26 protein-coding genes are annotated in these 22,556 nt (G+C 68.1%); 12 read left to right on the top strand and 14 right to left on the bottom strand.

From position 1 onward, the window contains the following. The first annotated feature begins 84 nt into the window (after positions 1 to 84). From AWB94_RS18175 to AWB94_RS18160, 4 genes are all read left to right on the top strand, one after another. Entirely contained in the window at positions 85 to 813 is a 729-nt protein-coding gene (locus AWB94_RS18175) for an amino acid ABC transporter ATP-binding protein (protein WP_062656632.1), read from the top strand. Positions 814 to 833: 20 nt separating this feature from the next. Continuing rightward, positions 834 to 1,640, top strand: a complete 807-nt coding sequence (locus tag AWB94_RS18170) for a glutamate ABC transporter substrate-binding protein (protein WP_109762177.1) — start codon at positions 834 to 836, stop codon at positions 1,638 to 1,640. Between the two features lie 14 nt (positions 1,641 to 1,654). Continuing rightward, on the top strand, positions 1,655 to 2,335 hold the full coding sequence (locus AWB94_RS18165; RefSeq protein ID WP_062656517.1) for an amino acid ABC transporter permease: 681 nt from the start codon (positions 1,655 to 1,657) through the stop codon (positions 2,333 to 2,335). Positions 2,336 to 2,459: 124 nt separating this feature from the next. Continuing rightward, positions 2,460 to 3,329: an amino acid ABC transporter permease gene (locus AWB94_RS18160; RefSeq protein ID WP_062656516.1), complete on the top strand. Its 870-nt coding sequence runs from the start codon at positions 2,460 to 2,462 to the stop codon at positions 3,327 to 3,329. Here AWB94_RS18160 and AWB94_RS18155 read toward each other — a convergent pair. Beyond that, complete coding sequence (locus tag AWB94_RS18155; protein WP_062656515.1) at positions 3,326 to 3,913, bottom strand: TetR/AcrR family transcriptional regulator; 588 nt, start codon at positions 3,911 to 3,913, stop codon at positions 3,326 to 3,328. The two genes, AWB94_RS18160 and AWB94_RS18155, sit on opposite strands and share 4 nt — an antisense overlap. Before the next feature lie 119 nt (positions 3,914 to 4,032). On the opposite strand from AWB94_RS18155, the gene AWB94_RS18150 reads away from it, so the two are divergent. Further along, positions 4,033 to 4,788, top strand: a complete 756-nt coding sequence (locus AWB94_RS18150; protein WP_062656514.1) for a 3-oxoacyl-ACP reductase family protein — start codon at positions 4,033 to 4,035, stop codon at positions 4,786 to 4,788. Between the two features lie 84 nt (positions 4,789 to 4,872). Here the strand turns inward: AWB94_RS18150 and recX are convergent, their stop codons facing one another. The 4 genes from recX to AWB94_RS18130 all read right to left on the bottom strand — a co-directional run bounded on the left by recX (position 4,873) and on the right by AWB94_RS18130 (position 7,985). Further along, the gene (gene recX, locus AWB94_RS18145) at positions 4,873 to 5,406 is read right to left on the bottom strand and encodes a recombination regulator RecX (RefSeq protein ID WP_062656513.1); all 534 of its coding nucleotides are present in this window, start codon (positions 5,404 to 5,406) and stop codon (positions 4,873 to 4,875) included. Continuing rightward, a complete protein-coding gene (gene recA, locus AWB94_RS18140) occupies positions 5,375 to 6,418 on the bottom strand; it encodes a recombinase RecA (protein WP_062656631.1) in 1,044 nt (347 codons plus the stop codon). The genes recX and recA overlap by 32 nt, the downstream gene beginning before the upstream one ends. Positions 6,419 to 6,611: 193 nt before the next feature. Then, a complete protein-coding gene (locus tag AWB94_RS18135; RefSeq protein ID WP_062656512.1) occupies positions 6,612 to 6,803 on the bottom strand; it encodes a DUF3046 domain-containing protein in 192 nt (63 codons plus the stop codon). A gap of 9 nt (positions 6,804 to 6,812) precedes the next feature. Then, positions 6,813 to 7,985, bottom strand: a complete 1,173-nt coding sequence (locus AWB94_RS18130; protein WP_062656630.1) for a glycosyltransferase — start codon at positions 7,983 to 7,985, stop codon at positions 6,813 to 6,815. 43 nt (positions 7,986 to 8,028) lie between these two features. On the opposite strand from AWB94_RS18130, the gene AWB94_RS18125 reads away from it, so the two are divergent. Both AWB94_RS18125 and AWB94_RS18120 read left to right on the top strand, forming a co-directional pair. After that, complete coding sequence (locus tag AWB94_RS18125) at positions 8,029 to 8,472, top strand: limonene-1,2-epoxide hydrolase family protein (RefSeq protein ID WP_062656511.1); 444 nt, start codon at positions 8,029 to 8,031, stop codon at positions 8,470 to 8,472. Then, positions 8,469 to 8,882 (top strand): DUF5313 domain-containing protein, encoded by a 414-nt coding sequence (locus tag AWB94_RS18120; RefSeq protein WP_062656510.1) that lies wholly within the window; start codon positions 8,469 to 8,471, stop codon positions 8,880 to 8,882. Before AWB94_RS18125 ends, AWB94_RS18120 begins: the two co-directional genes overlap by 4 nt. Before the next feature lies 1 nt (position 8,883). Here AWB94_RS18120 and pspM read toward each other — a convergent pair whose 3' ends face one another. The 4 genes from pspM to pgsA form a co-directional block, all read right to left on the bottom strand. Then, on the bottom strand, positions 8,884 to 9,684 hold the full coding sequence (gene pspM / locus AWB94_RS18115) for a phage shock envelope stress response protein PspM (protein ID WP_062656509.1): 801 nt from the start codon (positions 9,682 to 9,684) through the stop codon (positions 8,884 to 8,886). 17 nt (positions 9,685 to 9,701) lie between these two features. Continuing rightward, positions 9,702 to 10,514 (bottom strand): phage shock protein PspA, encoded by an 813-nt coding sequence (gene pspA / locus AWB94_RS18110; protein ID WP_062656508.1) that lies wholly within the window; start codon positions 10,512 to 10,514, stop codon positions 9,702 to 9,704. 73 nt (positions 10,515 to 10,587) lie between these two features. Continuing rightward, positions 10,588 to 10,923, bottom strand: a complete 336-nt coding sequence (clgR, locus tag AWB94_RS18105; protein ID WP_024455542.1) for a transcriptional regulator ClgR — start codon at positions 10,921 to 10,923, stop codon at positions 10,588 to 10,590. Positions 10,924 to 10,963: 40 nt separating this feature from the next. Beyond that, positions 10,964 to 11,557 carry a CDP-diacylglycerol--glycerol-3-phosphate 3-phosphatidyltransferase gene (gene pgsA, locus AWB94_RS18100; protein WP_062656507.1) on the bottom strand — a complete coding sequence of 198 codons (594 nt, stop codon included), beginning with the start codon at positions 11,555 to 11,557 and terminating at the stop codon, positions 10,964 to 10,966. Positions 11,558 to 11,633: 76 nt separating this feature from the next. On the opposite strand from pgsA, the gene AWB94_RS18095 reads away from it, so the two are divergent. Beyond that, positions 11,634 to 12,116 (top strand): amino-acid N-acetyltransferase, encoded by a 483-nt coding sequence (locus AWB94_RS18095; protein WP_024455540.1) that lies wholly within the window; start codon positions 11,634 to 11,636, stop codon positions 12,114 to 12,116. 12 nt (positions 12,117 to 12,128) lie between these two features. On the opposite strand, the gene AWB94_RS18090 is transcribed toward AWB94_RS18095, so the two are convergent. Beyond that, positions 12,129 to 14,711 (bottom strand): FtsK/SpoIIIE family DNA translocase, encoded by a 2,583-nt coding sequence (locus AWB94_RS18090; protein WP_084395111.1) that lies wholly within the window; start codon positions 14,709 to 14,711, stop codon positions 12,129 to 12,131. Between the two features lie 148 nt (positions 14,712 to 14,859). Between AWB94_RS18090 and AWB94_RS18085 the strand changes: the two genes are divergently transcribed. The 3 genes from AWB94_RS18085 to AWB94_RS18075 are packed head-to-tail and all read left to right on the top strand — an operon-like array spanning position 14,860 to position 16,895. Next, entirely contained in the window at positions 14,860 to 15,171 is a 312-nt protein-coding gene (locus AWB94_RS18085; protein WP_046873252.1) for a putative quinol monooxygenase, read from the top strand. A gap of 7 nt (positions 15,172 to 15,178) precedes the next feature. Beyond that, positions 15,179 to 15,997: a mycofactocin-coupled SDR family oxidoreductase gene (locus tag AWB94_RS18080; protein WP_062656506.1), complete on the top strand. Its 819-nt coding sequence runs from the start codon at positions 15,179 to 15,181 to the stop codon at positions 15,995 to 15,997. 16 nt (positions 15,998 to 16,013) lie between these two features. Then, positions 16,014 to 16,895, top strand: a complete 882-nt coding sequence (locus AWB94_RS18075) for an SAM-dependent methyltransferase (RefSeq protein ID WP_062656505.1) — start codon at positions 16,014 to 16,016, stop codon at positions 16,893 to 16,895. Here the strand turns inward: AWB94_RS18075 and AWB94_RS18070 are convergent. Beyond that, on the bottom strand, positions 16,892 to 18,568 hold the full coding sequence (locus tag AWB94_RS18070) for a ribonuclease J (protein ID WP_062656504.1): 1,677 nt from the start codon (positions 18,566 to 18,568) through the stop codon (positions 16,892 to 16,894). The genes AWB94_RS18075 and AWB94_RS18070 overlap by 4 nt on opposite strands. Next, positions 18,568 to 19,413 carry a 4-hydroxy-tetrahydrodipicolinate synthase gene (gene dapA, locus AWB94_RS18065; RefSeq protein WP_234811782.1) on the bottom strand — a complete coding sequence of 282 codons (846 nt, stop codon included), beginning with the start codon at positions 19,411 to 19,413 and terminating at the stop codon, positions 18,568 to 18,570. Before dapA ends, AWB94_RS18070 begins: the two co-directional genes overlap by 1 nt. A 136-nt stretch (positions 19,414 to 19,549) precedes the next feature. Between dapA and AWB94_RS18060 the strand changes: the two genes are divergently transcribed. Next, complete coding sequence (locus tag AWB94_RS18060; protein ID WP_062656502.1) at positions 19,550 to 20,128, top strand: deaminase; 579 nt, start codon at positions 19,550 to 19,552, stop codon at positions 20,126 to 20,128. 24 nt (positions 20,129 to 20,152) lie between these two features. Here the strand turns inward: AWB94_RS18060 and AWB94_RS18055 are convergent, their stop codons facing one another. Both AWB94_RS18055 and AWB94_RS18050 read right to left on the bottom strand, forming a co-directional pair. Then, positions 20,153 to 21,667, bottom strand: a complete 1,515-nt coding sequence (locus AWB94_RS18055) for an HNH endonuclease signature motif containing protein (protein ID WP_085122469.1) — start codon at positions 21,665 to 21,667, stop codon at positions 20,153 to 20,155. A gap of 65 nt (positions 21,668 to 21,732) precedes the next feature. Beyond that, positions 21,733 to 22,500 carry a FadR/GntR family transcriptional regulator gene (locus AWB94_RS18050; RefSeq protein WP_062656500.1) on the bottom strand — a complete coding sequence of 256 codons (768 nt, stop codon included), beginning with the start codon at positions 22,498 to 22,500 and terminating at the stop codon, positions 21,733 to 21,735. Between the last annotated feature and the right edge of the window lie 56 nt (positions 22,501 to 22,556).

Here is a 22,556-nt window from a genome sequence, read left to right as displayed (position 1 = left end):
CATGTTACGGGCGCGCCGATACGCCCCAAGCTGAGCATTCCCTGGGTAGGGTCAGTGCCCATGACCACCGCGACCTCGGTCCCGATGATCTCGATACAGGGCGTCGACAAGTATTTCGGCGACCTGCATGTCCTCAAGGACATCAACCTCGACGTGCCGCGCGGGCAGGTAGTGGTGATCCTCGGACCGTCGGGTTCGGGCAAGTCAACCCTGTGCCGCACCATCAACCGGCTCGAGCCGATCGACTCGGGCACCATCGCCATCGACGGCGACGTGCTACCCGAGGAGGGGCGCAAGCTCGCGCAGCTGCGCTCCGACGTCGGCATGGTGTTCCAGTCGTTCAACCTGTTCGCCCACAAGACGATCCTGGAGAACGTCGCCCTGGCGCCGATCAAGGTGCGCAAGACCGGCAAGGACAAGGCTCGTACCGAGGCGCTGGCGCTGCTGGAGCGGGTGGGCGTGGCCAACCAGGCCGACAAGTACCCGGCCCAGCTGTCCGGCGGGCAGCAGCAGCGGGTGGCGATCGCCCGCTCGCTGGCCATGCACCCGAAGGTGATGCTGTTCGACGAGCCGACCAGCGCGCTGGACCCGGAGATGATCAAAGAGGTGCTGGCGGTGATGACCGACCTGGCTACCGAAGGCATGACGATGCTGGTGGTCACCCATGAGATGGGGTTCGCCCGGCGAGCCTCCCAGCGCGTGGTCTTCATGGCCGACGGCGCCGTGGTCGAGGACGCCGAACCCGAGCAGTTCTTCACCGCTCCGCGGTCCGACCGGGCCAAAGACTTCCTCGGCAAGATCCTGAACCACTGATGCAACTAAAGGAGCGCTCTATGTCCCTGCGATTCCGGATGGTCACCGCCGCGCTGGTCGCCGCCGCGATGCCGTTCGCTCTGGCCGCCTGCGGCGGCGGTGACGACAGCAAGAAGGTGACCGTCGGCATCAAGTACGACCAGCCCGGCCTGGGGCTGAAGAACCCGGACGGCACGTTCAGCGGTTTCGACGTCGATGTCGCCACCTATGTGGCCGGTCAGCTCGGATACAAGCCGGAGGACATCGAGTTCAAGGAGGCACCGTCGAGTCAGCGCGAGAACCTGATCCAGAACGGGCAGGTGGACTACATCGTCGCCACCTACTCGATCACCGATGCGCGCAAGGAGAAGGTGGACTTCGCCGGCCCCTACCTGATCACCGGGCAGAGCCTGCTGGTGAAGGCCGACAACACCGACATCACCGGCCCGGAGTCGCTGCAGAACAACAAGCGGCTGTGCTCGGTCAGCGGGTCCACGCCGGCGCAGCGGATCAAGGACAAGTACCCGGGCGTGCAGCTGCAGCAATACGACACGTACTCGGCGTGTGTCGAGGCGCTCAAGACCGGTGCGATCGACGCGGTCACCACCGACGAGGTGATCCTGGCCGGATACGCGGCCCAGAGCCCCGGCACCTTCAAGATCGTCGGCGAGCCGTTCTCCGAGGAGCGCTACGGCATCGGCCTGAAGAAGGGTGACACCGAGCTGCGGACCAGGATCAACGACGCGATCACCAAGATGGAGACCGACGGCGCCTGGAAGACGGCGTTCGACAAGAATCTCGGCCCGGCCGGTATCACCGCGCCCGCGCCGCCGACCGTCGACAAGTAGACCACGCAGGTCCCGTGGCGATCTTCACCGAATACCAGGACCGGATCTTCGCCGCGTTCTGGATGACGATCCAGCTGACGGTGTACTCGGCCATCGGCGCGCTGGTGCTGGGCACGGCGCTGGCGGCGATGCGGTTGTCGCCCGTTCCCGTGATGCGGGCGCTGGGCACCGGCTACGTCAACGTGGTGCGCAACACCCCGCTGACGCTGATCCTGGTGTTCTGCTCGCTGGGGCTCGGTAACACCTTGCACATCACGCTGGCCGATCCGATGTCACCGACCTCGATCGCCGACAGCGGCTTCCGGCTGGCGGTGCTCGGCCTGACCGTCTACACGGCATCCTTCGTCTGCGAGTCCATCCGTTCCGGGGTGAACACGGTGCCCATCGGGCAGGCCGAGGCGGCCCGCTCACTCGGCCTGACGTTCGGGCAGAACTTGCGGATCATCTTGTTGCCGCAGGCTTTTCGCGCGGTGATCATCCCGCTGGGTTCGGTATTGATCGCGCTGACCAAGAACACCACGATCGCCTCGGCGATCGGCGTGGCCGAGGCGGCACTGCTGATGAAGGAGATGATCGAGAACACCGCGGCGCTGCTGCTGGTCGGCTCGATCTTCGCAGCCGGGTTCGTCATCCTGACCTTGCCGATGGGGCTGTTGTTCGGGTGGTTGGGCAAGCGCTGGGCGGTTTTGCGATGAGCGCTTGCGCGAAGAGCCGGAGGTCCCGATGAGCGCCTGCGCGAAGAGCCGGAGGTCCCGATGAGCGCCTGCGCGAAGAGAAGAGTGCACCGATGAGCGCTTGCGCGAAGAGAAGAGTGCACAGATGAGCGGGGCATCGGTCCTCTACGACGCGCCGGGGCCGCGGGCCCGGGTGCGCAACATGATCACCGCCGCGCTGACGGTGCTGGTGTTCGCGGCGATCCTGGGCTGGGTGATCTGGAAGTTCGCGGCGGCCGACCAGTTCACCGCCGCCAAGTGGGAGCCGTTCCTGACGGCCAACCTGTGGAAGAACTACGTCCTGGAAGGCGTGCAGGGCACGTTGACGGCCGCGGCGCTGTCGATCGTGCTGGCGCTGGTGCTCGGCTGTGTGCTGGGCGTGGGCCGGTTGTCACCGGTGGGCTGGATCAGCTGGACGTGCGCGACCGTGGTCGAGTTCTTCCGGGCGGTGCCGGTGCTCATCATGATGCTGTTCGCGTATGCGTTGTTCGCCGAGTACGACGTGTTCCCGTCCAAGCAGCTGGCGCTGGCCGGCGTGGTGACGGGCCTGACGTTGTACAACGGCGCGGTGATCGCCGAGATCGTGCGCACCGGCGTGCATGCGCTGCCGCGCGGCCAGGCCGAGGCATCCTCGGCGCTGGGCCTGACCTGGCTGCAGACCATGCGGTCGATCCTGTTGCCGCAGGCCATCACCTCGATGCTGCCGGTGCTGGTGTCACAGATGGTGGTGGTGCTCAAGGACACCGCCATCGGCTACCAGATCACGTTCATCGAGATGGTGCGCCAGGGCACCAGCGTGGGCACGTCGTACGGCAACCTGATTCCCGCGCTGCTGGTGATCGCCCTCCTGATGATCAGCCTGAATTTCGGGCTGTCCTGGTTCGCGACCTGGCTGGAGGCGCGGCTGCGCCGGTCCAAGAAGGGCCCGGAGCCGGTGACGCCGAAGGAATTCGTCCAGGACGGCTCCGCGGTCTAGTCGACCGGCCACGCCTTGAGCGCCCGGTCGGCGATGGCATGCAGTTCGGCGCGGGTCGCACCGCTGGCGGCCTGCACGGCGATGCCCTGGCAGATCGAGGCGATCCAGCGGGCCAAGGCGGCGGGATCCTCGCCGGGGATCTCCCCGGCGGCTCGGGCTTCGGCGAAACGCTCGGCCAGCACCTGCACGCCGGCTGCCCGCATATCGGCCAGGTCGGCCTGCAGTCCGGCGGCGTCCGGGCCGACCGCGAGTGCGCTCTGCACCAACAGGCAGCCGTGCGGTCGGTCCGGTGCGGTGGTCGCGTCGGCGGTGCCGTGCACCATCGCGTGCGCCACTTCACGCGCGGTGGGCTGTGCCAGTGCGGCAGCCGCGTAGCCGCCGTGGCCGGTGACGTAGTGCTGCACGGCCTCTCGGAACAACTGTTCTTTGCAACCGAACTGGGCGTAGAGGCTGCGCCGGTTGATGCCGGTGGCGTCGGTCAGGTCGGTGATGGACACCCCGTCGTAACCGTGTGCCCAGAACAACCGCATCGCGGTCTCCAGCACGGTCTGCGGGTCGTACTCGCGGGGTCGTCCGATCGCCATCCACCCTCCTGGTGTGATGTCCGCCACAGTTCGGAATGGTCCGGTTCCGCAGCGGCTTGAGCTGACTGTAATTAGTAACCAATCGGTTCGAAAGAACCATCCCGGCGGCGGAGGGCCCCATGACCACAACATCGACAGCATCCCTGGCCGGTAAGCGCACCCTGGTGACGGGCGGGTCGCGCGGTATCGGCGCCGCGATCGTCCGGCGGTTGGCCGCCGATGGCGCGGCCGTCGCCTTCACCTACAACTCCTCCCCGGAGCCGGCCCAGGCACTGGTCGCCGAACTCGACGCGACCGGTGCGAAGGTGGTGGCCATCCAGGCCGACAGTGCCGACGTGGCGGCCGTGGCCGCCGCGGTCGACCAGACGGTGGCGCAGTTGGGCGGGCTGGACATCCTGGTCAACAATGCCGGGGTGGCGTATCTCGCCCCGATCGAGGACTTCCCACTGGAGGAGTTCGATCGGCTGGTGAACATCAACGTGCGCGGCGTTTTCGCCGCGATTCAACGGGCCGTACCGCACCTCGGCGACGGTGGGCGCATCATCACCATCGGCAGTGTGAACGGCGACCGATCACCCGTGGGTGGACTCTCGGTCTACTCCCTGACCAAGGCCGCGGTCGCCGGTTTGACCCGCGGGCTGGTGCGCGAACTGGGCCCGCGCGGGATCACCGTCAACAACATCCAGCCCGGACCGATCGCCACCGACATGAATCCCGAGGAGGGCGAGCTCGCCGACTTGACGCGTTCGTTCATCGCCGTCGGTCACTATGGGCACACCCGCGATATCGCCAGTGCCGTGGCCTACCTCGCATCGCCGGACGCCGGATACATCACGGGCACCAGCTGGAACATCGACGGAGGATTCGTCGTATAGATCAGCGCGGAGGATTCGTCGTATAGATCAGCGCGGAGGATTCGTCGTGTAGCCGGCTTACAGGCAACGCAGCGGATTCGTCGTCTAGACGATGCGTCGCGCCTGTTCTTGGGCCAGTTGGGTTTTGACCACATCGAAGGCCATGGTCTGGCTGTAGCCACGGCGAGCCAGCATGCCGACCAAGCGGCGGGTGACCTTGGCTTCGTCGTCGAGGTTCTCCCGACGCAGCCTGGCGGCCACCAACTGCTCGGCCTGCACCCGCCACTCCCCCGCGTCGACACCGTCGAGCGTCTCGGCGATGACATCGGCATCGACACCCTTGGTTCGCAGCTCAGCAACCAAGGCGCGCTTGCCTTTTCCGGAATTGACCCGCCGGGACCGAACCCATTCCTCGGCGAACGCGGCGTCGTCGATCAATCCGACCTCGGCCAAGCGGTCCAGTACCCGGGCACTCACATCGTCGGGGTAGCCGCGTTTGGTCAGCTGCCCCGCCAACTCGGCCCGGGTACGGGCCCGCACGGTGAGCAGGCGCAGACACACGTCCCGCGCCTGCTCCTCGCGCTTGGGTTCTTCGGCGGGCCCGGTCTCAGAAGTCGACCGGGGCGGGCAGAACGTCATCGTCGGTCACCACGGCACCGATGCCGAGCTTCTCCTTGATCTTCTTCTCGATCTCGTTGGCCACATCGATGTTCTCCAGCAGGAACTTTCGGGCGTTCTCCTTGCCCTGCCCCAGCTGCTCGCCGTCGTAGGTGAACCACGAACCGGACTTGCGGATGAAGCCGTGCTCGACACCCATGTCGATGAGCGAGCCTTCGCGGCTGATGCCATGGCCGTACAGGATGTCGAACTCGGCCTGCTTGAACGGCGGGGACACCTTGTTCTTGACGACCTTCACCCGGGTGCGGTTACCCACCGCGTCGGTGCCGTCCTTGAGCGTCTCGATCCGCCGGACGTCCAGGCGCACGGAGGCGTAGAACTTCAGCGCCTTACCGCCGGTGGTGGTCTCGGGCGAGCCGAACATCACGCCGATCTTCTCGCGCAGCTGGTTGATGAAGATCGCGGTGGTGCCCGAGTTGTTCAGCGCACCCGTCATCTTCCGCAGCGCCTGGCTCATCAGGCGGGCCTGCAGGCCGACGTGGCTGTCGCCCATCTCGCCCTCGATCTCCGCACGCGGCACCAGCGCGGCGACCGAGTCGATGACCAGGATGTCCAGCGCACCGGAGCGCACCAGCATGTCGGCGATCTCCAGGGCCTGCTCACCGGTGTCGGGCTGGGACACCAGCAGTGCATCGGTGTCCACGCCGAGCTTCTTGGCATATTCCGGGTCCAGCGCGTGCTCGGCGTCGATGAACGCCGCGATGCCCCCGGCGGCCTGGGCGTTGGCCACCGCGTGCAGCGCGACGGTGGTCTTACCGGAGGATTCCGGTCCGTAGATTTCGATGACCCGGCCTCGCGGCAGGCCGCCGATGCCCAGTGCCACGTCCAGGGAGATGGATCCGGTGGGGATGACGGAGATGGGCTGGCGCACCTCCTCGCCGAGGCGCATGACCGAGCCCTTGCCGTAGTTCTTCTCGATCTGCGCCATCGCCAGTTCGAGCGCTTTTTCGCGGTCGGGAGCCTGTGGTGCCATGGTGATACCTCTCCGGTAGTCGTTCGGTTGACCGGTGTTCCGATCGGTTGGCTGCGACATTAGGGCCAGCCACCGACAAGTCAGCTCAGTCGAACGCTCACCACCCTAACGAACAGGTGTTCGAAGGCAAGTTAGACACGCCGGGCGGGGTTTTTCACCGGGCGAGCGCAGCGACGGGGAAGCACCTCCCGTCTCACCACTGCTCGCGCGGCACCTCGAAGTCGGCACACAACGCCCGCCACACGTCCCGCGGGTCGACACCGGCCTCGATGGCCTGTGCGGCGGTGCGCCCCATCCCGCTCAACACGTGGTCGACGAGCACCGAGGCGCCGTACGCCGAGCCGAACTGAGCGCTGACGCGTTCGTGGAATTCGGTGAGCCGCACGCCACCAACCTACCCAGCCGCCGACAGCGCGTCATGGCACACCCGTACCGGATCGGCCACCTCCGCGATGCCTGCCGCCGCCCGCCGCGCGGCCGCGCGGTGGGACGGTCCGGACAGCACCTCGGACACCGCCGCCGCCAACGACTCCGCCGTCAGCGGCCGGACGAACGGCCCACTGCCTTGGCGCGCAACACGATTGGCGATCTCCCACTGGTCACCGCCACCGGGCACCGTCACCAGCGGCACGCCGTGCACCAGTGCCTTGGACACGATGCCGTGCCCGCCACCGCACACCAGCACGTCGGCCTTGCTCAGCAGTTCGTCCTGGCGGCCCAGACCGACCACCGCCCACGGCGGGACATCCAGCTCGGCACCACCCAGCCGGGAGACCACCACTCGCGTCCCGGCGGGCAGACCCCGCCCCGGCGTCAGCGCCGACAGTGCCAGTTCGGCCAGCCCACCGGCCCCGGTTACGGCCGTCGACGGCGCCACCACCACGAGCGGCCCGGCACCGGGCGGCGGTTCCAGCACCTCGGCGGTCGGCTCGAAATGCAGCGGCCCCACCACCACCGCGGCGGCGGGCCAATCCGGCCGGGGCACCTCCAGGGCGGGCAGGGTGGCGATGAGCATGCGCAGCGGGCCCGGGTCCGGCCCGGGCAGCCCGATCCCGGCCCGCGCCTGCGCGCGCTGCCGGTCACCGTCGCGCACCGATCGCGCGGTCAGCGTCCGCAGCACCGTATCGCGGAACCACCCGCGCAATCCGGTGCCGGGCGCCAGGCCGCTGCCCAGCGGCGGCAGCCCCTTCGACGGCCGGTACAGCGGATGCGGGTCCAGCTCCACCCACGGCAGCCCGAGCAATTCGGCGGCCAGCCCACCACACACGGTGATGACATCGGACACCACCAAATCCGGTGCCAGCGAACGTATTACGGAGACATTGTCGAGCGCCATCCGGGCCGCGCGCCGATGGATCTTGGCCCCGGCGTCGCCGTCGTCGTCACCCTCGCGCACATCCAGACCGGCCAGCGGCACCGCATCGACCCCGGCGGCGCGCGCGGTGGCCAGCCACCGTTCACCGGTCAACAGGGTCGGGGCGTCGCCGGCGGCCAGGAATCGCAGGCACAGCGCGATCGCCGGGAACGCATGCCCGGGATCGGGCCCGGCCACCACCGCGACACGCACGGCGCCCACCCTGCCACACCCTGCACCCTCTACCCTGAGGGACATGACCGAGCAGCAGGTGGCCCCGGTCGGGGCCGACAATATCGCCACCGTAACGGCGTTCCTGAACTCCCTGCGCGCACCCGACCTGGATGCCGCCGCCGAGCTCCTCGACGAGAACCTCGTCTACCAGAATGTCGGCTTCCCCACCGTGTACGGCCGGCGCCGCGCCATCAAGCTGTTCCGCGCAATGGAGCGGCCCAGCTTGGGTTTCGACGTGAAGATCCATCGCTCCGCGGCCGAGGGCGCCAGTGTGCTCAACGAGCGCACCGACGTGCTGATCCTGGGGCCGGTGCGGCTGCAGTTCTGGGTCTGCGGCGTGTTCGAGGTGCACGACGGGCGCATCACGCTGTGGCGCGACTACTTCGACCAGTTCGACTTCGCCAAGGCGATCGTGCGCGGCCTGGTCGGTGCCGTGATCCCTGCGCTGCGTCCCGCACTGACATGACCGAACGCACCAAACCCAACCTGTTCCAGCTGATCGGCTACTGCTGCAACCGGCGGCTACCGGATTCGATGCTGGATTGGGTCCGCAACGACCTCACCGGCCCGGGCGCCACCCGCCGGGTCATGCTGCGGGTGCTCATCCCGGCCGTGCTGATCCTCATCCCGTTCTGGTTCGTCCCCATCGACTTCGTCACCCGAGCCAGCATGACGGTCCCGATCCTCATCCCGTTCGTCTATTTCTCGCACGCGCTGAACAAGATCTGGCGCAAGCACATGTTGCGGGTGCACGGCCTGGACCCCCACCTGATCGACAAGATCCAGCGGGAGAAGGACGCCGACAAGCACCGGTCCTATATCGAACGATTCGGGCCGCGCCCCGACGGTGTCGAGACGGGCACGCACGACCTGTAGTTCAGGCGCCGCGCAGCCGGCCGAGCTCGCCGTAGGCCTGCGCCCAGCCCTGCAACCGGTCGGTGGCCCCGGTCAGTTCGTTGCGGTGTCGCTGCGCGGTCATCGGCGAATCCACCGACGACACCAATTGTGCTGCCGCAGTGACCATTTCGTTGTACTGGCGGGCACCCGAGTCCAACTGAACGGCGAATGCGCGGATGGTTGGGGTCAGGTGTGCCCGGGACTGCGGGGACGCCGCGGCGGCCCGTTCCATGGCCGTCACCTCACCGGCCGTCGCGGCCATCGCGGAGGCGGTCTGCGCCGCCACCGCGGAAATCTCGCGCAACTCGTCGGCCGGCAGCAACCCGGACCGCTGCAGCACCCCCAGCAGCGACAACAGACCGCGTTCCGCGGATGCCAGCGCCGCCATCGGCGCCCGCGCCGCCGAGCCGCGGGGCGGTAACCGCCGGGGCGCGCCGGTCTCGGGCAACGGTTCCCGGCGCAGCCAGCGGTAACGCAGGAACAGCAGGGTCGCCGGGAACGCGGCAGCCGCCGCGATCGCACCGGTGACGATGAGCGCCCACACCGGGGTGCTCCACGACGCGAGCAGGCCGGTCACCGCGACCCAGAACGCGGTGGTGCCGGCGAAGAACCAGCCGAGTCGGCGCGCCCAGCGCCGCTTGCGCAGCAGCTTGGCGCGCGGGTCGGCGAGCGTCGCCAGCCTCTGCGCCACGACGTCGGAGAACTCGGCCGCGGTGTCCACACCGCGCTGCACCAAGCCGGATATGGTCTCCCGCCGACCGGGATGCGAGCTCCCCACCATCGATGACCCAGCCGAACCTATTGGGACAGACGGTCTTCGGGAGCGGCCGCCGGCGGGTTGGCGGCCGGGGTGGCCGGCGCGGCAGCGGTGCCACCGGCGGGCAGCTGATCACCGCGCATCGAGGCACGGATCTGCTCCAGCCGGGAATGGCCGGCCATCTGCACGCTGGCCTGCTGCACCTCCATCATGCGGCCCTGCACGGAGTTCTGGGCCAGCTCGGTGGCACCCATGGCATTGGCGTAGCGGCGCTCGATCTTCTCCCGCACCTCGTCGAGGTTCGGGGTGGTGCCGGGTGCGGCGATCTCGCTCATCGACCGCAGGGAGGCGCTGACCTGCTCCTGCATCTTGGCCTGCTCGAGCTGCGAGAGCAGCTTGGTGCGTTCGGCGATCTTCTGCTGCAGCACCATGGCGTTCTGTTCGACGGCCTTCTTGGCCTGGCCCGCGGCCTGCAGGGACTGGTCGTGCAGCGCCTTGAGGTCCTCGACGCTCTGCTCGGCGGTCACCAGTTGCGCGGCGAACGCCTCGGCCGCATTCGTGTACTCGGTGGCCTTGGCGGTGTCGCCGGCCGCGGTGGCCTGGTCGGCCAGCGTCAGCGCCTGCCGCACATTGGCCTGCAGCTTCTCGATATCGGCGAGCTGGCGGTTCAGCCGCATCTCCAGCTGCCGCTGGTTGCCGATGACCTGGGCGGCCTGCTGGGTGAGCGCCTGGTGCTGACGCTGGGCTTCCTCGATGGCCTGCTGGATCTGCACCTTCGGGTCGGCGTACTCATCGACCTTCGAGTTGAACAGCGCCATGAGGTACTTCCACGCCTTGACGAACGGATTGGCCATGGGAACGTTTCCGCCTTCGTGTCTGTCGAGTCTGCGCTTTTGCTTGGTGCCAACCTAACGGTTCACATGCACGTCAGGCCACCGCCATGGACGGAACCTGAGCCGCGACCTGTGGAATGACGACCTTGGTGGTCACGTCGATCCGGCCCATCGCGTTGGCCGCGCCGGCCTCCTGGCGCGCCATCTGCTCGCCCGCGTCGGTCAGCACCCGCGACAGCGGGACGTCCAGGGCGTCGCAGATCGAGGCGAGCAGCTCACTGGAGGGCTCCTTGCGGCCGCGCTCCACCTCGGACAGATAGCCCAGGCTGACCCGGGCAGAGTCGGACACGTCGCGCAGCGTCCGGCCCTGGGTGGTCCGCGCGTGCCGCAGCACGTCGCCGATAACCTCGCGCAGCAATGTGTTGGTCATACCTGGGTCAACGCGACCGGTGCGCCGTCGGTTCCCGAGATCAGGAACGCGTCCGGGAGTCCCTGACCGCCGACACCACGTAGTCGACGCCGGTCACCACGGTGAGCACCACGGCCAGCCACATGATGGCCATCGCGGTGGTCAGCCACAGACCCGACAGCGGCAGGATCAGCAGGCCGATGGCGATCGCCTGCACCAGGGTCTTGAGCTTTCCGCCACGGCTGGCCGGGATGACACCGTGTCGCAGCACCACCAGCCGCAGCACCGTGACGCCGATCTCACGGACCAGGATGACGACGGTGATCCACCAGGGCAGGTCGCCGAGCGCCGACAGCCCGATCAGGGCCGCGCCGATGAGCAGTTTGTCGGCGATCGGGTCGGCCAGCTTGCCGAACTCGGTGACCATGCCGTAACTGCGGGCCAGCGCGCCGTCGAAGTGGTCGGTGATGACCGCCACCGCAAAGATCACGAAGGCGACTGTGCGCCAGACTGTTTCATGACCGTCACCGATGAACAGTGCGTAGACGAACACCGGGACCAGGACCAGGCGCACACCGGTGAGCAGGTTGGCGACGTTGGCGACGGACGCGCGGGGCACCGTGGGATCTGTATCTGGTTTGCCCGGCACGGGCATCAGGATATCGGTTGCCGATGCCGATACTCTCGCTGCTGTGAATGAGGCGCCTGCTCAGTCGGTCGATCCCCTGATTGTGCGGAGGGCTCGCACCTCGGATGTGCCCGCCATCAAGGCGCTGGTGGACATCTACGCGGGCAAGATCCTGCTGGAGAAGAACCTGGTCAACCTGTACGAGGCGGTCCAGGAGTTCTGGGTGGGCGAGCTCGACGGCGAGATCGTGGGCTGCGGTGCCCTGCACGTGCTGTGGGCCGACCTGGGCGAGGTGCGCACGGTGGCCGTACATCCCAAGGTGCGCGGCAAGGGCGTCGGGCACCGGGTGGTGGCCCAGCTGCTGGACGTGGCGCGCGAACTGCACCTGCAGCGCATCTTCGTGCTGACCTTCGAGACCGAGTTCTTCGGCCGGCACGGCTTCACCGAGATCGAGGGCACCCCGGTGACCGCCGAGGTGTACGAGGAGATGTGCCGCTCGTACGACACCGGCGTGGCCGAGTTCCTGGACCTGTCCTACGTGAAGCCGAACATCCTGGGCAACACCCGGATGCTGCTCACCCTCTAGGACACGTCCCCGTCAGAACTCGTCGTCGTCGGCGTCGGCCCCGTTGGCGTCGGCACCGCCGCGGATCAGCGCCAGCGTGCCGGCCAGCTCGTCGGGCTTGACCAGCACCTCGCGCGCCTTGGAGCCCTCGGACGGTCCGACGATGTTGCGGGTCTCCATCAGGTCCATCAACCGGCCGGCCTTGGCGAACCCCACCCGCAGCTTGCGCTGCAGCATCGAGGTGGACCCGAACTGTGACGACACCACCAGCTCGACGGCCTGCAGGAACACGTCCATGTCGTCGCCGATGTCGGGATCGACATCGCCACGGTCACCGCCGCTGGGCTTGGCCTTGGTGACGCCCTCGACGAACTCGGGCTCGGCTTGCGACTTGGTGGCCTCGACGACGGCGTGGATCTCTTCGTCGGTGATGAACGCACCCTGCATACGGGTGGGCTTGTTCGCGCCCATCGGCAGGAACAGGCCGTCGCCCATGCCGATCAGCTTCTCGGCACCCGGCTGGTCCAGGATGACGCGTGAATCGGTCAGCGAGGAGGTGGCGAACGCCAGCCGCGACGGCACGTTGGTCTTGATCAGGCCGGTGACGACGTCGACGGACGGCCGCTGGGTGGCCAGCACCAGGTGGATCCCGGCGGCGCGGGCCTTCTGGGTGATCCGCACGATGGCCTCTTCGACATCGCGCGGCGCCGTCATCATGAGGTCGGCGAGCTCGTCCACGATCGCCAGGATGTACGGGTAGGGCTTGTAGACCCGCTCGCTGCCCAGCGGCGCGCTGATCTCGCCGGAGCGCACCTTCTCGTTGAAGACGTCGATGTGTCGCACCCGGGACGCCTGCATGTCCTGGTAGCGCTGTTCCATCTCCTCGACGAGCCAGGCCAGCGCGGCCGCCGCCTTCTTCGGCTCGGTGATGATCGGCGTGATCAGGTGCGGGATGCCCTCGTACGGGGTGAGCTCCACCATCTTCGGGTCGATCAGGATCATCCTGACCTCTTCCGGGGTGGCGCGCGCGAGCAGCGACACCAGCATGGAGTTGACGAAGCTGGACTTACCGGAACCGGTCGAGCCGGCGACCAGCAGGTGCGGCATCTTGGCCAGGTTGCACGAGATGAAATCGCCCTCGATGTCCTTGCCCAGGCCGATCACCAGCGGGTGGTGGTCCCGGCGGGTACTCGGCGCGGTCAGGACGTCAGCCAGGCGCACCATTTCCCGATCGGTGTTGGGCACCTCGATGCCCACCGCCGACTTGCCCGGGATGGGGGCCAGCATGCGCACGCTCTCGGTGGCGACCGCGTAGGCGATGTTGCGGTGCAGCGCGGTGATCTTCTCGACCTTCACACCCGGGCCGAGTTCGACCTCGTAACGGGTGACGGTCGGGCCACGGGTGCAGCCGGTGACGGCCGCGTCGACCTTGAACTGCTGCAGCACCGAGGTGATCGCATCGGTCATGTGCTGATTGGCCACGGTGAGCTTCTTCGGTGGCTCGCCGGCGACCAGCAGGTCCATCGAGGGCAGGACGTAGGGCCCCTCGACGACGCGGTCGAGCACCAGCGTGTCGTCCGGCTTCTTCTTCGGCGCTTCCGGCTTCTTGCGGGCCGGTTTCGGCGCTTCGATGGCGCGCGGCTCGGGCAACTCCTCGGCGCCATCGGCTTCGATGGGCTCGGGCAGCGGGTAGTTGTCCAGCGGTGTGCCGGCGGGGCGGGGCAGCTCGGCGGTGGGCCAGGTCTGCACGTCGCCCTCGCCGTAGGTGGCGGGATCGTCGTAGTAGCCATCCGAGAAGTCGTCGGCGACGTCGGCCGGGCCGGCCGTATCGTCCTCGTCGTAGTACTCGTCGTCATAGTCGCCGTCGAATGCCCTGGTGTGGAACATGTCCCGCAAGGTGTCGGGCAGTTCCCTGATCGTGGTGCCGGTGACCAACAGCAGGCCGAACAGCACGCCGATCACCAACAGCGGGGTGGCGATCCACACGGTGAGGCCGTCGGACAGCGGGCCGCCGATGGCGAAGCCGACGAACCCGGCGGCCTGCCGGCGTGCGGCGGGATCCTGCGGGGCCCCCGACCAGATGTGCCAGAGGCCCAGCACGGGCAGCGCGATCATCGCCGAGCCGAGGATCAGTCGAGGGCGGGCGTCCACGTCGGGTTCGGTGCGCATCAGCACCACGGCGACGACACCGAGGATGAGCGGCACCAACACCACCGCAGCACCGATCACCGCGCGGACGGCGAAGTCCACCCAGCCACCGACCGGCCGGGCCGCGTCGAACCAGGAGCTGGCCGCCACGATCACGGCGAGACCGAGTAATGCCAGGGCGATGCCGTCGCGGCGGTGTCCCGGCTCCAGTTCGCGGGCGCGCCCGACCGAACGAGCGGTGGAACCCGCGCCCTTGGCCAGCATCATCCAGCCCGCGCGGGTACCGCGCCCGACGGCCGCGCCGGCGCCGGCCAGTGGTGACGACGTCCGCCGCGGGGCGGGCTTGCCGGGCTTTTTGCGCGGCGCGGCGGGCCGCGCCGGCTTGGCACGGCCGCGGGTGGAGCTCGCCGAACCGGTCTTCGACCTGGTCGAACGGGTCGTGGACCTGGCTGCGGTCTTGTTGGCCATGGCTCCAAGCCTAGTCGCAAGAGCCCCATCCTTACCATCAGCCACACAGGTCACAGAAAGGTTGCAATCCGTGGGCCGTGACCGGCGCCACCACGGGTAGGTAGGCTAGACACCTGTCCGGTCGCATTCACCGAGGAGTTGCCCGCCCATGCCCGTTGTCGTCGTCGCCACGCTGACCGCCAAGCCCGAGTCCGTCGACCTGGTCAGGGACGCATGCAAGACCGCCATCGAGGCCGTGCATTCCGAGCCGGGCTGCGAGCTGTACTCGCTGCACGAGGCCGACGGCACCTTCGTCTTCGTCGAGCAGTGGGCCGACGAGGAGGCGCTCAAGACGCACGGCACCGCACCGGCGATCGGGGCCCTGTTCGGCACCATCGGCGAGCATCTCGACGGCGCGCCCGACATCAAGATGCTCGCCCCGGTGGTCGCCGGTGATCCCGCCAAGGGCAAGCTGCGGTAGCAAACCCGTGGGATCCCTGACCGGCAAGGTCGCCTTCATCACCGGTGCGGCACGCGGCCAGGGTCGCGCACACGCGCTGAAACTGGCCACCGAGGGTGCCGACATCATCGCCGTCGACCTGTGCGACCAGATCGCGTCGGTGCCCTACCCGCTGGCCACCCCCGACGATCTGGCGGCCACGGTCAAACTCGTCGAGGAGACCGGACGCCGGATCGTCGCCGTACCGGCCGACGTCCGGGACCGGGATGCGCTCAAGACGGCGCTGCGGGCGGGTACCGAGGCCCTCGGCGGCCGGCTCGACATCGTCGTCGCCAACGCGGGCATTGCGCCCATGGCCGACGAGCACGCCTGGCAGGACGTGCTCGACGTGAACCTCACCGGCGTGTACCACACCGTCGACGTCGCGATGAAGCCGATGATCAAGTTCGGCAACGGCGGGGCGATGGTGCTGACCAGTTCGGTGGCCGGGCTGGTGGGGCTGGGCTCGCCGATCGGCGGGTCGGTGGGCTACGCCGCCGCCAAGCACGGCATCGTGGGCCTGATGCGGGTGTACGCCAACTTTCTGGCACAGTTCAACATCCGGGTGAACTCGGTGCACCCCGCCGGGGTGAACACGCCGATGATCGACAACGAATTCACCCGGTCCTGGCTGGAAGGCATGGCGCAGCAAGACTTCCGTGGTCCCGATATGAGCAACGCGCTGCCGGTACAGACACTGGAGCCCGAAGACATCGCCAATGCGGTGTACTGGTTGGTGTCCGACGCGGCGCGGTACGTCACCGGGGTGGCGTTGCCGGTGGATGCGGGGTACGTGAACAAGCGGTAAGCACGGAGGGGGACCGATGGGGGCAGCGAATCCGGAGGCACAGACGGCTTTCGGACCGATGGTGCTGTCGGCCGTCGAGCATCACGAGCCGGCGCAGCGCCGGTTGGTCGACGACGACCTGGCCGCCGCTTTCCTGCCCGGCGGGTTGCGTACGCTCGTGCGGTTGACGAGTGTCGGCCCGCTGCGACGCGCGCTGCTGGCCGCCTCGGACCGGTCGGCGCCGGGCATGTGGACGGGCATCGTGTGCCGGAAACGCTATATCGACGAACGGGTTTCCGATCCGGTCACCGAGTTCGACGCCATCGTCATCCTCGGTTCCGGGTTGGACACGCGGCCCTACCGGATCGCCCGGTACAGCGACCTGCCGGTCTACGAGGTGGACCAGCAGATCAACATCGACCGCAAAACCGCGACGGTACAACGCGTCCTCGGCGCGGTGCCGGCATCGGTGCGCCTGGTGAGCGTGGACTTCGAACAGGACGATGTGATGGCCGCGTTGGCCGACAACGGGTTTCGCGACACCGGCCGCACCCTGTTCATCTGGGAGGGAGTCACCCAGTACCTCACCCCCGCGGCACTGCACGCCACCTTCCAACAGTTGCGCGCCGTCGCGCCCGGCAGCCGGTTGATCTTCACCTATGTGCGACAGGATTTCATCGACGGCACCAACCTGTACGGCTCGCGCTCGCTGTACCGGCGCTTCCGCCAGCGCCGGCAGGTGTGGAAGTCGGGTTTCGTCCCCGAACAGGTCGAGGAGGTGCTGACGGGGTACGGGTGGCGGCTACTGGAACAAGCCGGCCCGAGCTACTACCGCGACACCTACATCCGGCCCACCGGGCGCGCCCTGTCTGCGTCGCCCATCGAATGGTCCGCCGTGGCCGAGCGCGTGCGTGATTAGATCTCGATGACCGTCGGCACGATCATCGGCTGCCGTCGGTAGGTCTCCCCCACCCACTTGCCCACGGTGCGGCGCACCGCCTGAGCGATCCGGGTGGTGTCGGTGACCTGTTCTGCGGCAAGACGTTCCAACTCCGCCTCGACCTTGAGGGCGACCGGTTCCAGCGCCTTCGGATCTTCGGAGAAGCCCCGGGAGTGCAGATGCGCGGGTCCGGCCGGCTTGCCGGTACCCCGTCGCACCACGACGGTGACGGCCACGAATCCCGAAGACAGCGTGAGCCTTTCACCGAGCGTGGATTCGCCGACATCACCGGTGATCAGCCCGTCGACGAACATCTTGCCGACCGGTACCGCACCCGCGATGGAGGCGACACCGTTGACCAGGTCGACGCTCACCCCGTTCTCGGCGAGCATGATGTTCTCCGGCGGCACCCCGGTGCGCACGGCCAGCGCGGCGTTCGCGCGCAGGTGCCGCCAGGTGCCGTGCACCGGCATCACATTGCGCGGCCGCACCCCGTTGTACAGGAACAGCAGCTCACCTGCGTAGGCGTGGCCCGAAACATGGACGCGCGCTTGGGCATTGGTGACGACGCGGGCACCGATCTTGGACAGCTCGTCGATGACGCCGAACACCGCCTCCTCATTGCCGGGGATCAGCGAGGAGGACAGGATGATGAGATCCCCGTCGGTCAACGTGATGCTGCGGTGCTCACCGCGCGACATCCGGGACAGCGCAGCCATCGGCTCGCCCTGGGTGCCCGTCGTGATCAGCACCACCCGGTCGGCGGGCATCATCTCCGCCGCGGCGATGTCCAGCACGTCGTCGTCGTTGACCCGCAGAAAGCCGAGTTCTCTGGCGATGCCCATGTTGCGGACCATGGACCGGCCGACGAAGGACACCTTGCGGCCCAGCGCCACCGCGGCGTCGATGATCTGTTGCACCCGGTCGACATTGGAGGCGAAACAGGCCACGATCACCCGGCCTTCGGCGCCGCGGATCAGCCGGTGCAGGGTCGGACCGACCTCGCTCTCGGACGGACTCACCCCAGGATGCTCGGAATTGGTGGAATCGCAGAGGAACAGGTCCACCCCGGCGTCGCCGAGCCGCGACATGCCGGGCAAGTCGGTGGGCCGGCCGTCCGGCGGGAGCTGGTCCAGCTTGATATCGCCGGTGTGCAGCACCGTGCCCGCACCGGTGTGCACGGCGATCGCCAGGGCATCAGGGATGGAATGGTTCACGGCGAAGTACTGACATTCGAACACGCCGTGACTGCTGCGCTGCCCCTCGGCCACCTGCACGAACTTCGGCTTGATGCGGTGCTCTCGGCACTTCTCGGCCACCAGCGCCAGGGTGAATCGTGATCCCACCACCGGGATGTCGGCGCGCAGCTTGAGCAGGTGCGGGATGGCGCCGATGTGGTCCTCGTGGGCGTGGGTGAGTACCAGGGCCTCGATATCGTCGAGGCGGTGTTCGATGTGCCGCAGATCGGGCAGGATGAGGTCGACGCCCGGCTCGTCGTGACCGGGGAACAGCACGCCGCAATCGATGATGAGCAGCCGGCCCAGGTGCTCGAAAACAGTCATGTTGCGGCCGATTTCGCTGATACCGCCGAGCGCGGTGACCCGTAGCGCACCTGGGGCCAGCGGGCCCGGCGGAGCGAGGTCAGCAGGCATCACAAGACGCCGGCGGCGCGCAGGTCGGCGGCCAGCTGCTCGATCTCGGCGGCGTCGGCGGGTATCTGCGGCAGACGCGGGTCGCCGGCGTCGATACCCAGCAGGCGCAGCCCTTCCTTGGCCATGGTCACCCCGCCCAGCCGGGACTGGGCGGCACTCAGCGGGCCGAGCCCGGCATTGATCTTGCGTGCGGTGGCGATATCGCCGGAATTGAAGGCCGACAACATTTCTCGCAGATGGGTGGCGGCGACGTGGCCCCACACGCTGATGAATCCGACGGCGCCCATCGCCAGCCAGGGCAGGTTCAGTGCGTCATCGCCGGAGTAGTAGGCGATGCCGGTGTCGGCGATGATCTGCCCGCCACCGTGCAGGTCGCCCTTGGCATCCTTGATCGCGACGATGTTCGGGTGCGCCGACAGGGTGCGGATGGTGTCCCATTCGATGGGGACCACCGAGCGCGGCGGGATGTCGTAGAGCACGACCGGCAGGTCGGTGGCGTCGGCGACGGCGGTGAAGTGGGCCACCAGCCCGCGCTGGGTGGGCCGCGAGTAGTACGGGGTGACCACCAGTAGGCCGTGCGCGCCGGCCGCGGCGCTGGCCTTGGCCAGGTGCACGCTGTGGGCGGTGTCGTAGGTGCCGGCACCGGCGATGATCCGCGCCCGGTCGCCAACCTCGTCCAGCACGGCCTCCAGCAGCGCGATCTTCTCGTCGTCGGTGGTGGTGGGCGACTCTCCGGTGGTGCCGGAGATCACCAGGCCGTCACACCCGGAGTCGACGAGATGCTTGGCTACCTTCTTCGCACCACCCAGATCAAGCGAGCCGTCCGGGCCGAACGGCGTCACCATGGCAGTCAGCACGGTGCCCAGGCGTGCGCTGACGTCGATTCCGGTGGTGGTCACGCGGGCAAGATTACCCGTTCGATCTCACGGTTCAGTAGCGCGGGCGAGCTGCGGGGCACCAGCTCGGACGTTAGGGTCGGCCATGACACTTGTGGGGCGGCTGCTGTCCGTCATCGACGCCGACATCTTGCCGCTCACCGAACGGGGCGTCGCCGCCGGCAACAAGGTGTTCGGTGCGGCGATCGTGCACAAATCGGATCTGTCGCTGGTGGTGGCCGGCACCAACGCCGAGACGGTCAATCCCCTGTGGCACGGCGAGGTGCACACGCTCCAACAGTTCTACGAGCTGCCCGGGCATCCGCCGACCAGCGAGCTGTTGTTCCTGTCGACCCACGAGCCGTGCACCATGTGCATGTCTGCGATCACCTGGGCCGGTTTCGACAACTTCTACTACTTCTTCAGTCACGAGGATTCCCGCGACGAGTTCGCCATCCCACACGATCTGAAGATCCTCAAAGAAGTGTTCGGCCTGGAACCCGGCGGCTACCGGCGCTCCAACGCCTTCTGGACGGCGTACTCGATCCCGGACCTGATCGACGACGAGGACGAGCCGCTGCGCACCGAGCTGCTGGCCAGGCGCCAGCTCATCGCCGACCGGTACGCGGTGCTGTCGGTGCAGTACCAGGAGTCCAAGGGCGGCAACGATATTCCGCTGAGTTGAGCGGACCGCGACAGACCGGGAGAGTCAGAAGGGCGGATCACTGCCGCTGCCGGCGCGTTCGGCTGTGTTGCGGGTGCGTTCGGCTTTGATCCGGTGCGCACAGTCCTGCGCGCGGGTGCGTGCCCGTTTGGGCATCATCCGGCCCCGATCCGCGCCGCCGACTCGGGTGATCGGCCGCCGCGGCGGGACCTCGGTATGCACCACCGCGCCGCCCAGGATCGACGCGCCGACGACCTTGGTGTAGGTGTGCCCGGTCGGCGCGGTCCAGGTCACCGACCCGTCCGACGCCAGCCGCGGGGTCCAACCGCAGAACGTCTTGAGCAGATGATGCTCACGGCACAACGGCTGCAAATTGCCCGGATGCGTCGCCCCCGCCGGCCACGGAACCACATGGTCCACATCGCATTTGTCGGCGGGCCGGCCACAACCGGGGAACGTGCACGTCAGATGCCGCGCCCGCACCGCCGCCGTCAACTTCTCCGAGGGATCATGGCGCGGCTCAACCCTAAGATCGGCAGGATCGGCCACCGGTTTCACCGTCGCACCGGTGGCCACCAAATCCGCCACCATCGCCGCCGGGACCACCGCACCATCGAGCAGCACCCCCGGCCCGGCAGGGCGCACCTCGGCCGGGGTCGGGGCAGCCTCAGTAGTCGGGGCAGCCTCAGTAGTCGGGACAGCCTCAGTAGTCGGGACAGCCTCAGTAGTCGGGACAGCCTCGACCGAGGGCACCCGATCGACCACCACATGGATGGTCACCGCTGTTGCCCGCGGATCCTTACCGCTGCCCCCACACTCGGGGTCCCCGCACAAACAGGCCAACCGCTCCAACTGCGGGCCCACCACACCCAAGGTGGCCAGGGCATCGGCGCGGCGCTGACGCACCGTCCGCGGATCATTGGCGCACACCGTGGCAGCCAAACCATCCAGGCGCCGCTGCAACGCCTGCTTATCGGTCACCCGCAACCGACCCCAAAACGACGCCACCCCATTCGGGTCGTCCTTATCGTCGAACTCCACATAGACATCCGAGGCCGCCGCCGCCGACCGCAGCACCGCCGCAGGGTCGAACTTCTCCACCCACACATCGACCGCGCTGATCAGCCCCGCCTCCGACCGCGACCCGTAGCCGGCGGCCTCCCCCGCGATCGCGGCATCGATCAACGCCAAAGCATCGGCGTCCTCGACCAACCGGGTACGCCAAGTGATCGCATCGACCACCGCCGCCGACACCGCCCCGGCCGCGAACAGCGCCGCCGTACGCGGCAACCGGTCACGCAACGCCACCGCGATCCGCATCTGCCTGGACGCCGCATACGGGCTCAGATTGCACGCCGCACCCACCTGGGCCTTAGCCCACGCCCACCCATCGATCACCTGACGAGCGAACTCATCATCCTCGTCCTCACACTGCCGGGCGGTCACCTCACCCACCAACACCAACCGCCACGCCGCCGCCCTGGCCTCAGCCCGCGACGCCGCCGTCAACGCAGAGATCAACGCCTCATCACTGAGCTGCACCGGATTCGCGTCGAACACATGTTCGATTATGCCACTAGGGTATGACACGTCGCGCATGAAAAATCCGGGGCCCGACGAGGGGTTCAGTCGCTGAGCACACCCGCCCGCCGCATGGCGGCGGAGATGTGCTCGAAATCGATCGCGACGTGCGCCCGGGCCAATGCATCGGCCGCGTCGGCCTGCCCGTCGACGATGGCGTCGATGAGGACCTCGTGCTCATCGAGGGCACGCAATTCCATCTGACGCATCGTTGCCGGCTCACCCCACAGGTGGGCCGGTGCGGCGATGCTCACCGAGGCCTCGAGGTCGAGCAGCACCTGCGTGAGCACGGCGTTGTGCGCGGCGGCCATGATGGCCAGATGTAGAGCACTGTCCGCCTGCTGAGCGGCGAGCCCACTGTCGGCTCGGCGATAGTCCTCGAGGGCGGACCGCAGTCGCGTGATGTCGGCGGGTGTGCGGGATTCGGCCGCCGCCCGGCACACCGCGCCGTGCATCCGGCAGATGGCATCGCAGCGGTCGCGCAATTCGGCCACTCGCATGGTCAGCGTCCTGCCGACCGTCTCGGTGGACGAGTCCGGCCACTGCTGCAGCACATAGGACCCGCCGCCGCGGCCGCGCCGCGTCTCCACCAGCCCGCGTTCGACCAATCGGGCCAGCGCCGCGCGGACCGTCATCCGGCCCACCCGCAGGGCCGCGGCGAGTTCGCGCTCGGCGGGAAGCCGCGCCCCGGGCAGATATTCGCCGATGGCGATCGCGGTGACCAGCCGGTCGGTGATCTCGTCGACCCGCGTGTTGGGTTCGAGCTCACGGTCCAGCAAACCAGGTACACCCGCGCCGATCAGCTGTGCCATACCCCTGCCCCTCTCCCGCACCCGACCACAGTATCGATGCCAATTGTTAAAACTCG

This window comes from Mycolicibacterium canariasense, assembly GCF_002101555.1.
GTDB classification, from domain to species: domain Bacteria; phylum Actinomycetota; class Actinomycetes; order Mycobacteriales; family Mycobacteriaceae; genus Mycobacterium; species Mycobacterium canariasense.
Note: the sequence above shows the minus strand (reverse complement) of the source record. Positions and strands in the feature narration are given on the sequence as shown.

Bases quoted from the DNA above. Each gene is read 5' to 3' on its own strand.
- AWB94_RS18170 (WP_109762177.1), top strand. From the start codon at position 834: ATGTCCCTGCGATTCCGGATGGTCACCGCCGCGCTGGTCGCCGCCGCG.
- recX (WP_062656513.1), bottom strand. From the start codon at position 5,406: ATGACGTTCTGCCCGCCCCGGTCGACTTCTGAGACCGGGCCCGCCGAA.
- AWB94_RS18050 (WP_062656500.1), bottom strand. From the start codon at position 22,500: ATGGCACAGCTGATCGGCGCGGGTGTACCTGGTTTGCTGGACCGTGAG.
- pspA (WP_062656508.1), bottom strand. From the start codon at position 10,514: ATGGCCAATCCGTTCGTCAAGGCGTGGAAGTACCTCATGGCGCTGTTC.
- AWB94_RS18175 (WP_062656632.1), top strand. From the start codon at position 85: ATGATCTCGATACAGGGCGTCGACAAGTATTTCGGCGACCTGCATGTC.
- AWB94_RS18090 (WP_084395111.1), bottom strand. From the start codon at position 14,711: ATGGCCAACAAGACCGCAGCCAGGTCCACGACCCGTTCGACCAGGTCG.
- AWB94_RS18075 (WP_062656505.1), top strand. From the start codon at position 16,014: ATGGGGGCAGCGAATCCGGAGGCACAGACGGCTTTCGGACCGATGGTG.
- AWB94_RS18060 (WP_062656502.1), top strand. From the start codon at position 19,550: ATGACACTTGTGGGGCGGCTGCTGTCCGTCATCGACGCCGACATCTTG.
- AWB94_RS18150 (WP_062656514.1), top strand. From the start codon at position 4,033: ATGACCACAACATCGACAGCATCCCTGGCCGGTAAGCGCACCCTGGTG.
- AWB94_RS18125 (WP_062656511.1), top strand. From the start codon at position 8,029: ATGACCGAGCAGCAGGTGGCCCCGGTCGGGGCCGACAATATCGCCACC.
- clgR (WP_024455542.1), bottom strand. From the start codon at position 10,923: ATGACCAACACATTGCTGCGCGAGGTTATCGGCGACGTGCTGCGGCAC.
- AWB94_RS18120 (WP_062656510.1), top strand. From the start codon at position 8,469: ATGACCGAACGCACCAAACCCAACCTGTTCCAGCTGATCGGCTACTGC.
- AWB94_RS18160 (WP_062656516.1), top strand. From the start codon at position 2,460: ATGAGCGGGGCATCGGTCCTCTACGACGCGCCGGGGCCGCGGGCCCGG.
- pspM (WP_062656509.1), bottom strand. From the start codon at position 9,684: ATGGTGGGGAGCTCGCATCCCGGTCGGCGGGAGACCATATCCGGCTTG.
- AWB94_RS18070 (WP_062656504.1), bottom strand. From the start codon at position 18,568: ATGCCTGCTGACCTCGCTCCGCCGGGCCCGCTGGCCCCAGGTGCGCTA.
- pgsA (WP_062656507.1), bottom strand. From the start codon at position 11,557: ATGCCCGTGCCGGGCAAACCAGATACAGATCCCACGGTGCCCCGCGCG.
- AWB94_RS18155 (WP_062656515.1), bottom strand. From the start codon at position 3,913: ATGGCGATCGGACGACCCCGCGAGTACGACCCGCAGACCGTGCTGGAG.
- AWB94_RS18085 (WP_046873252.1), top strand. From the start codon at position 14,860: ATGCCCGTTGTCGTCGTCGCCACGCTGACCGCCAAGCCCGAGTCCGTC.
- dapA (WP_234811782.1), bottom strand. From the start codon at position 19,413: ATGGTGACGCCGTTCGGCCCGGACGGCTCGCTTGATCTGGGTGGTGCG.
- recA (WP_062656631.1), bottom strand. From the start codon at position 6,418: ATGGCACCACAGGCTCCCGACCGCGAAAAAGCGCTCGAACTGGCGATG.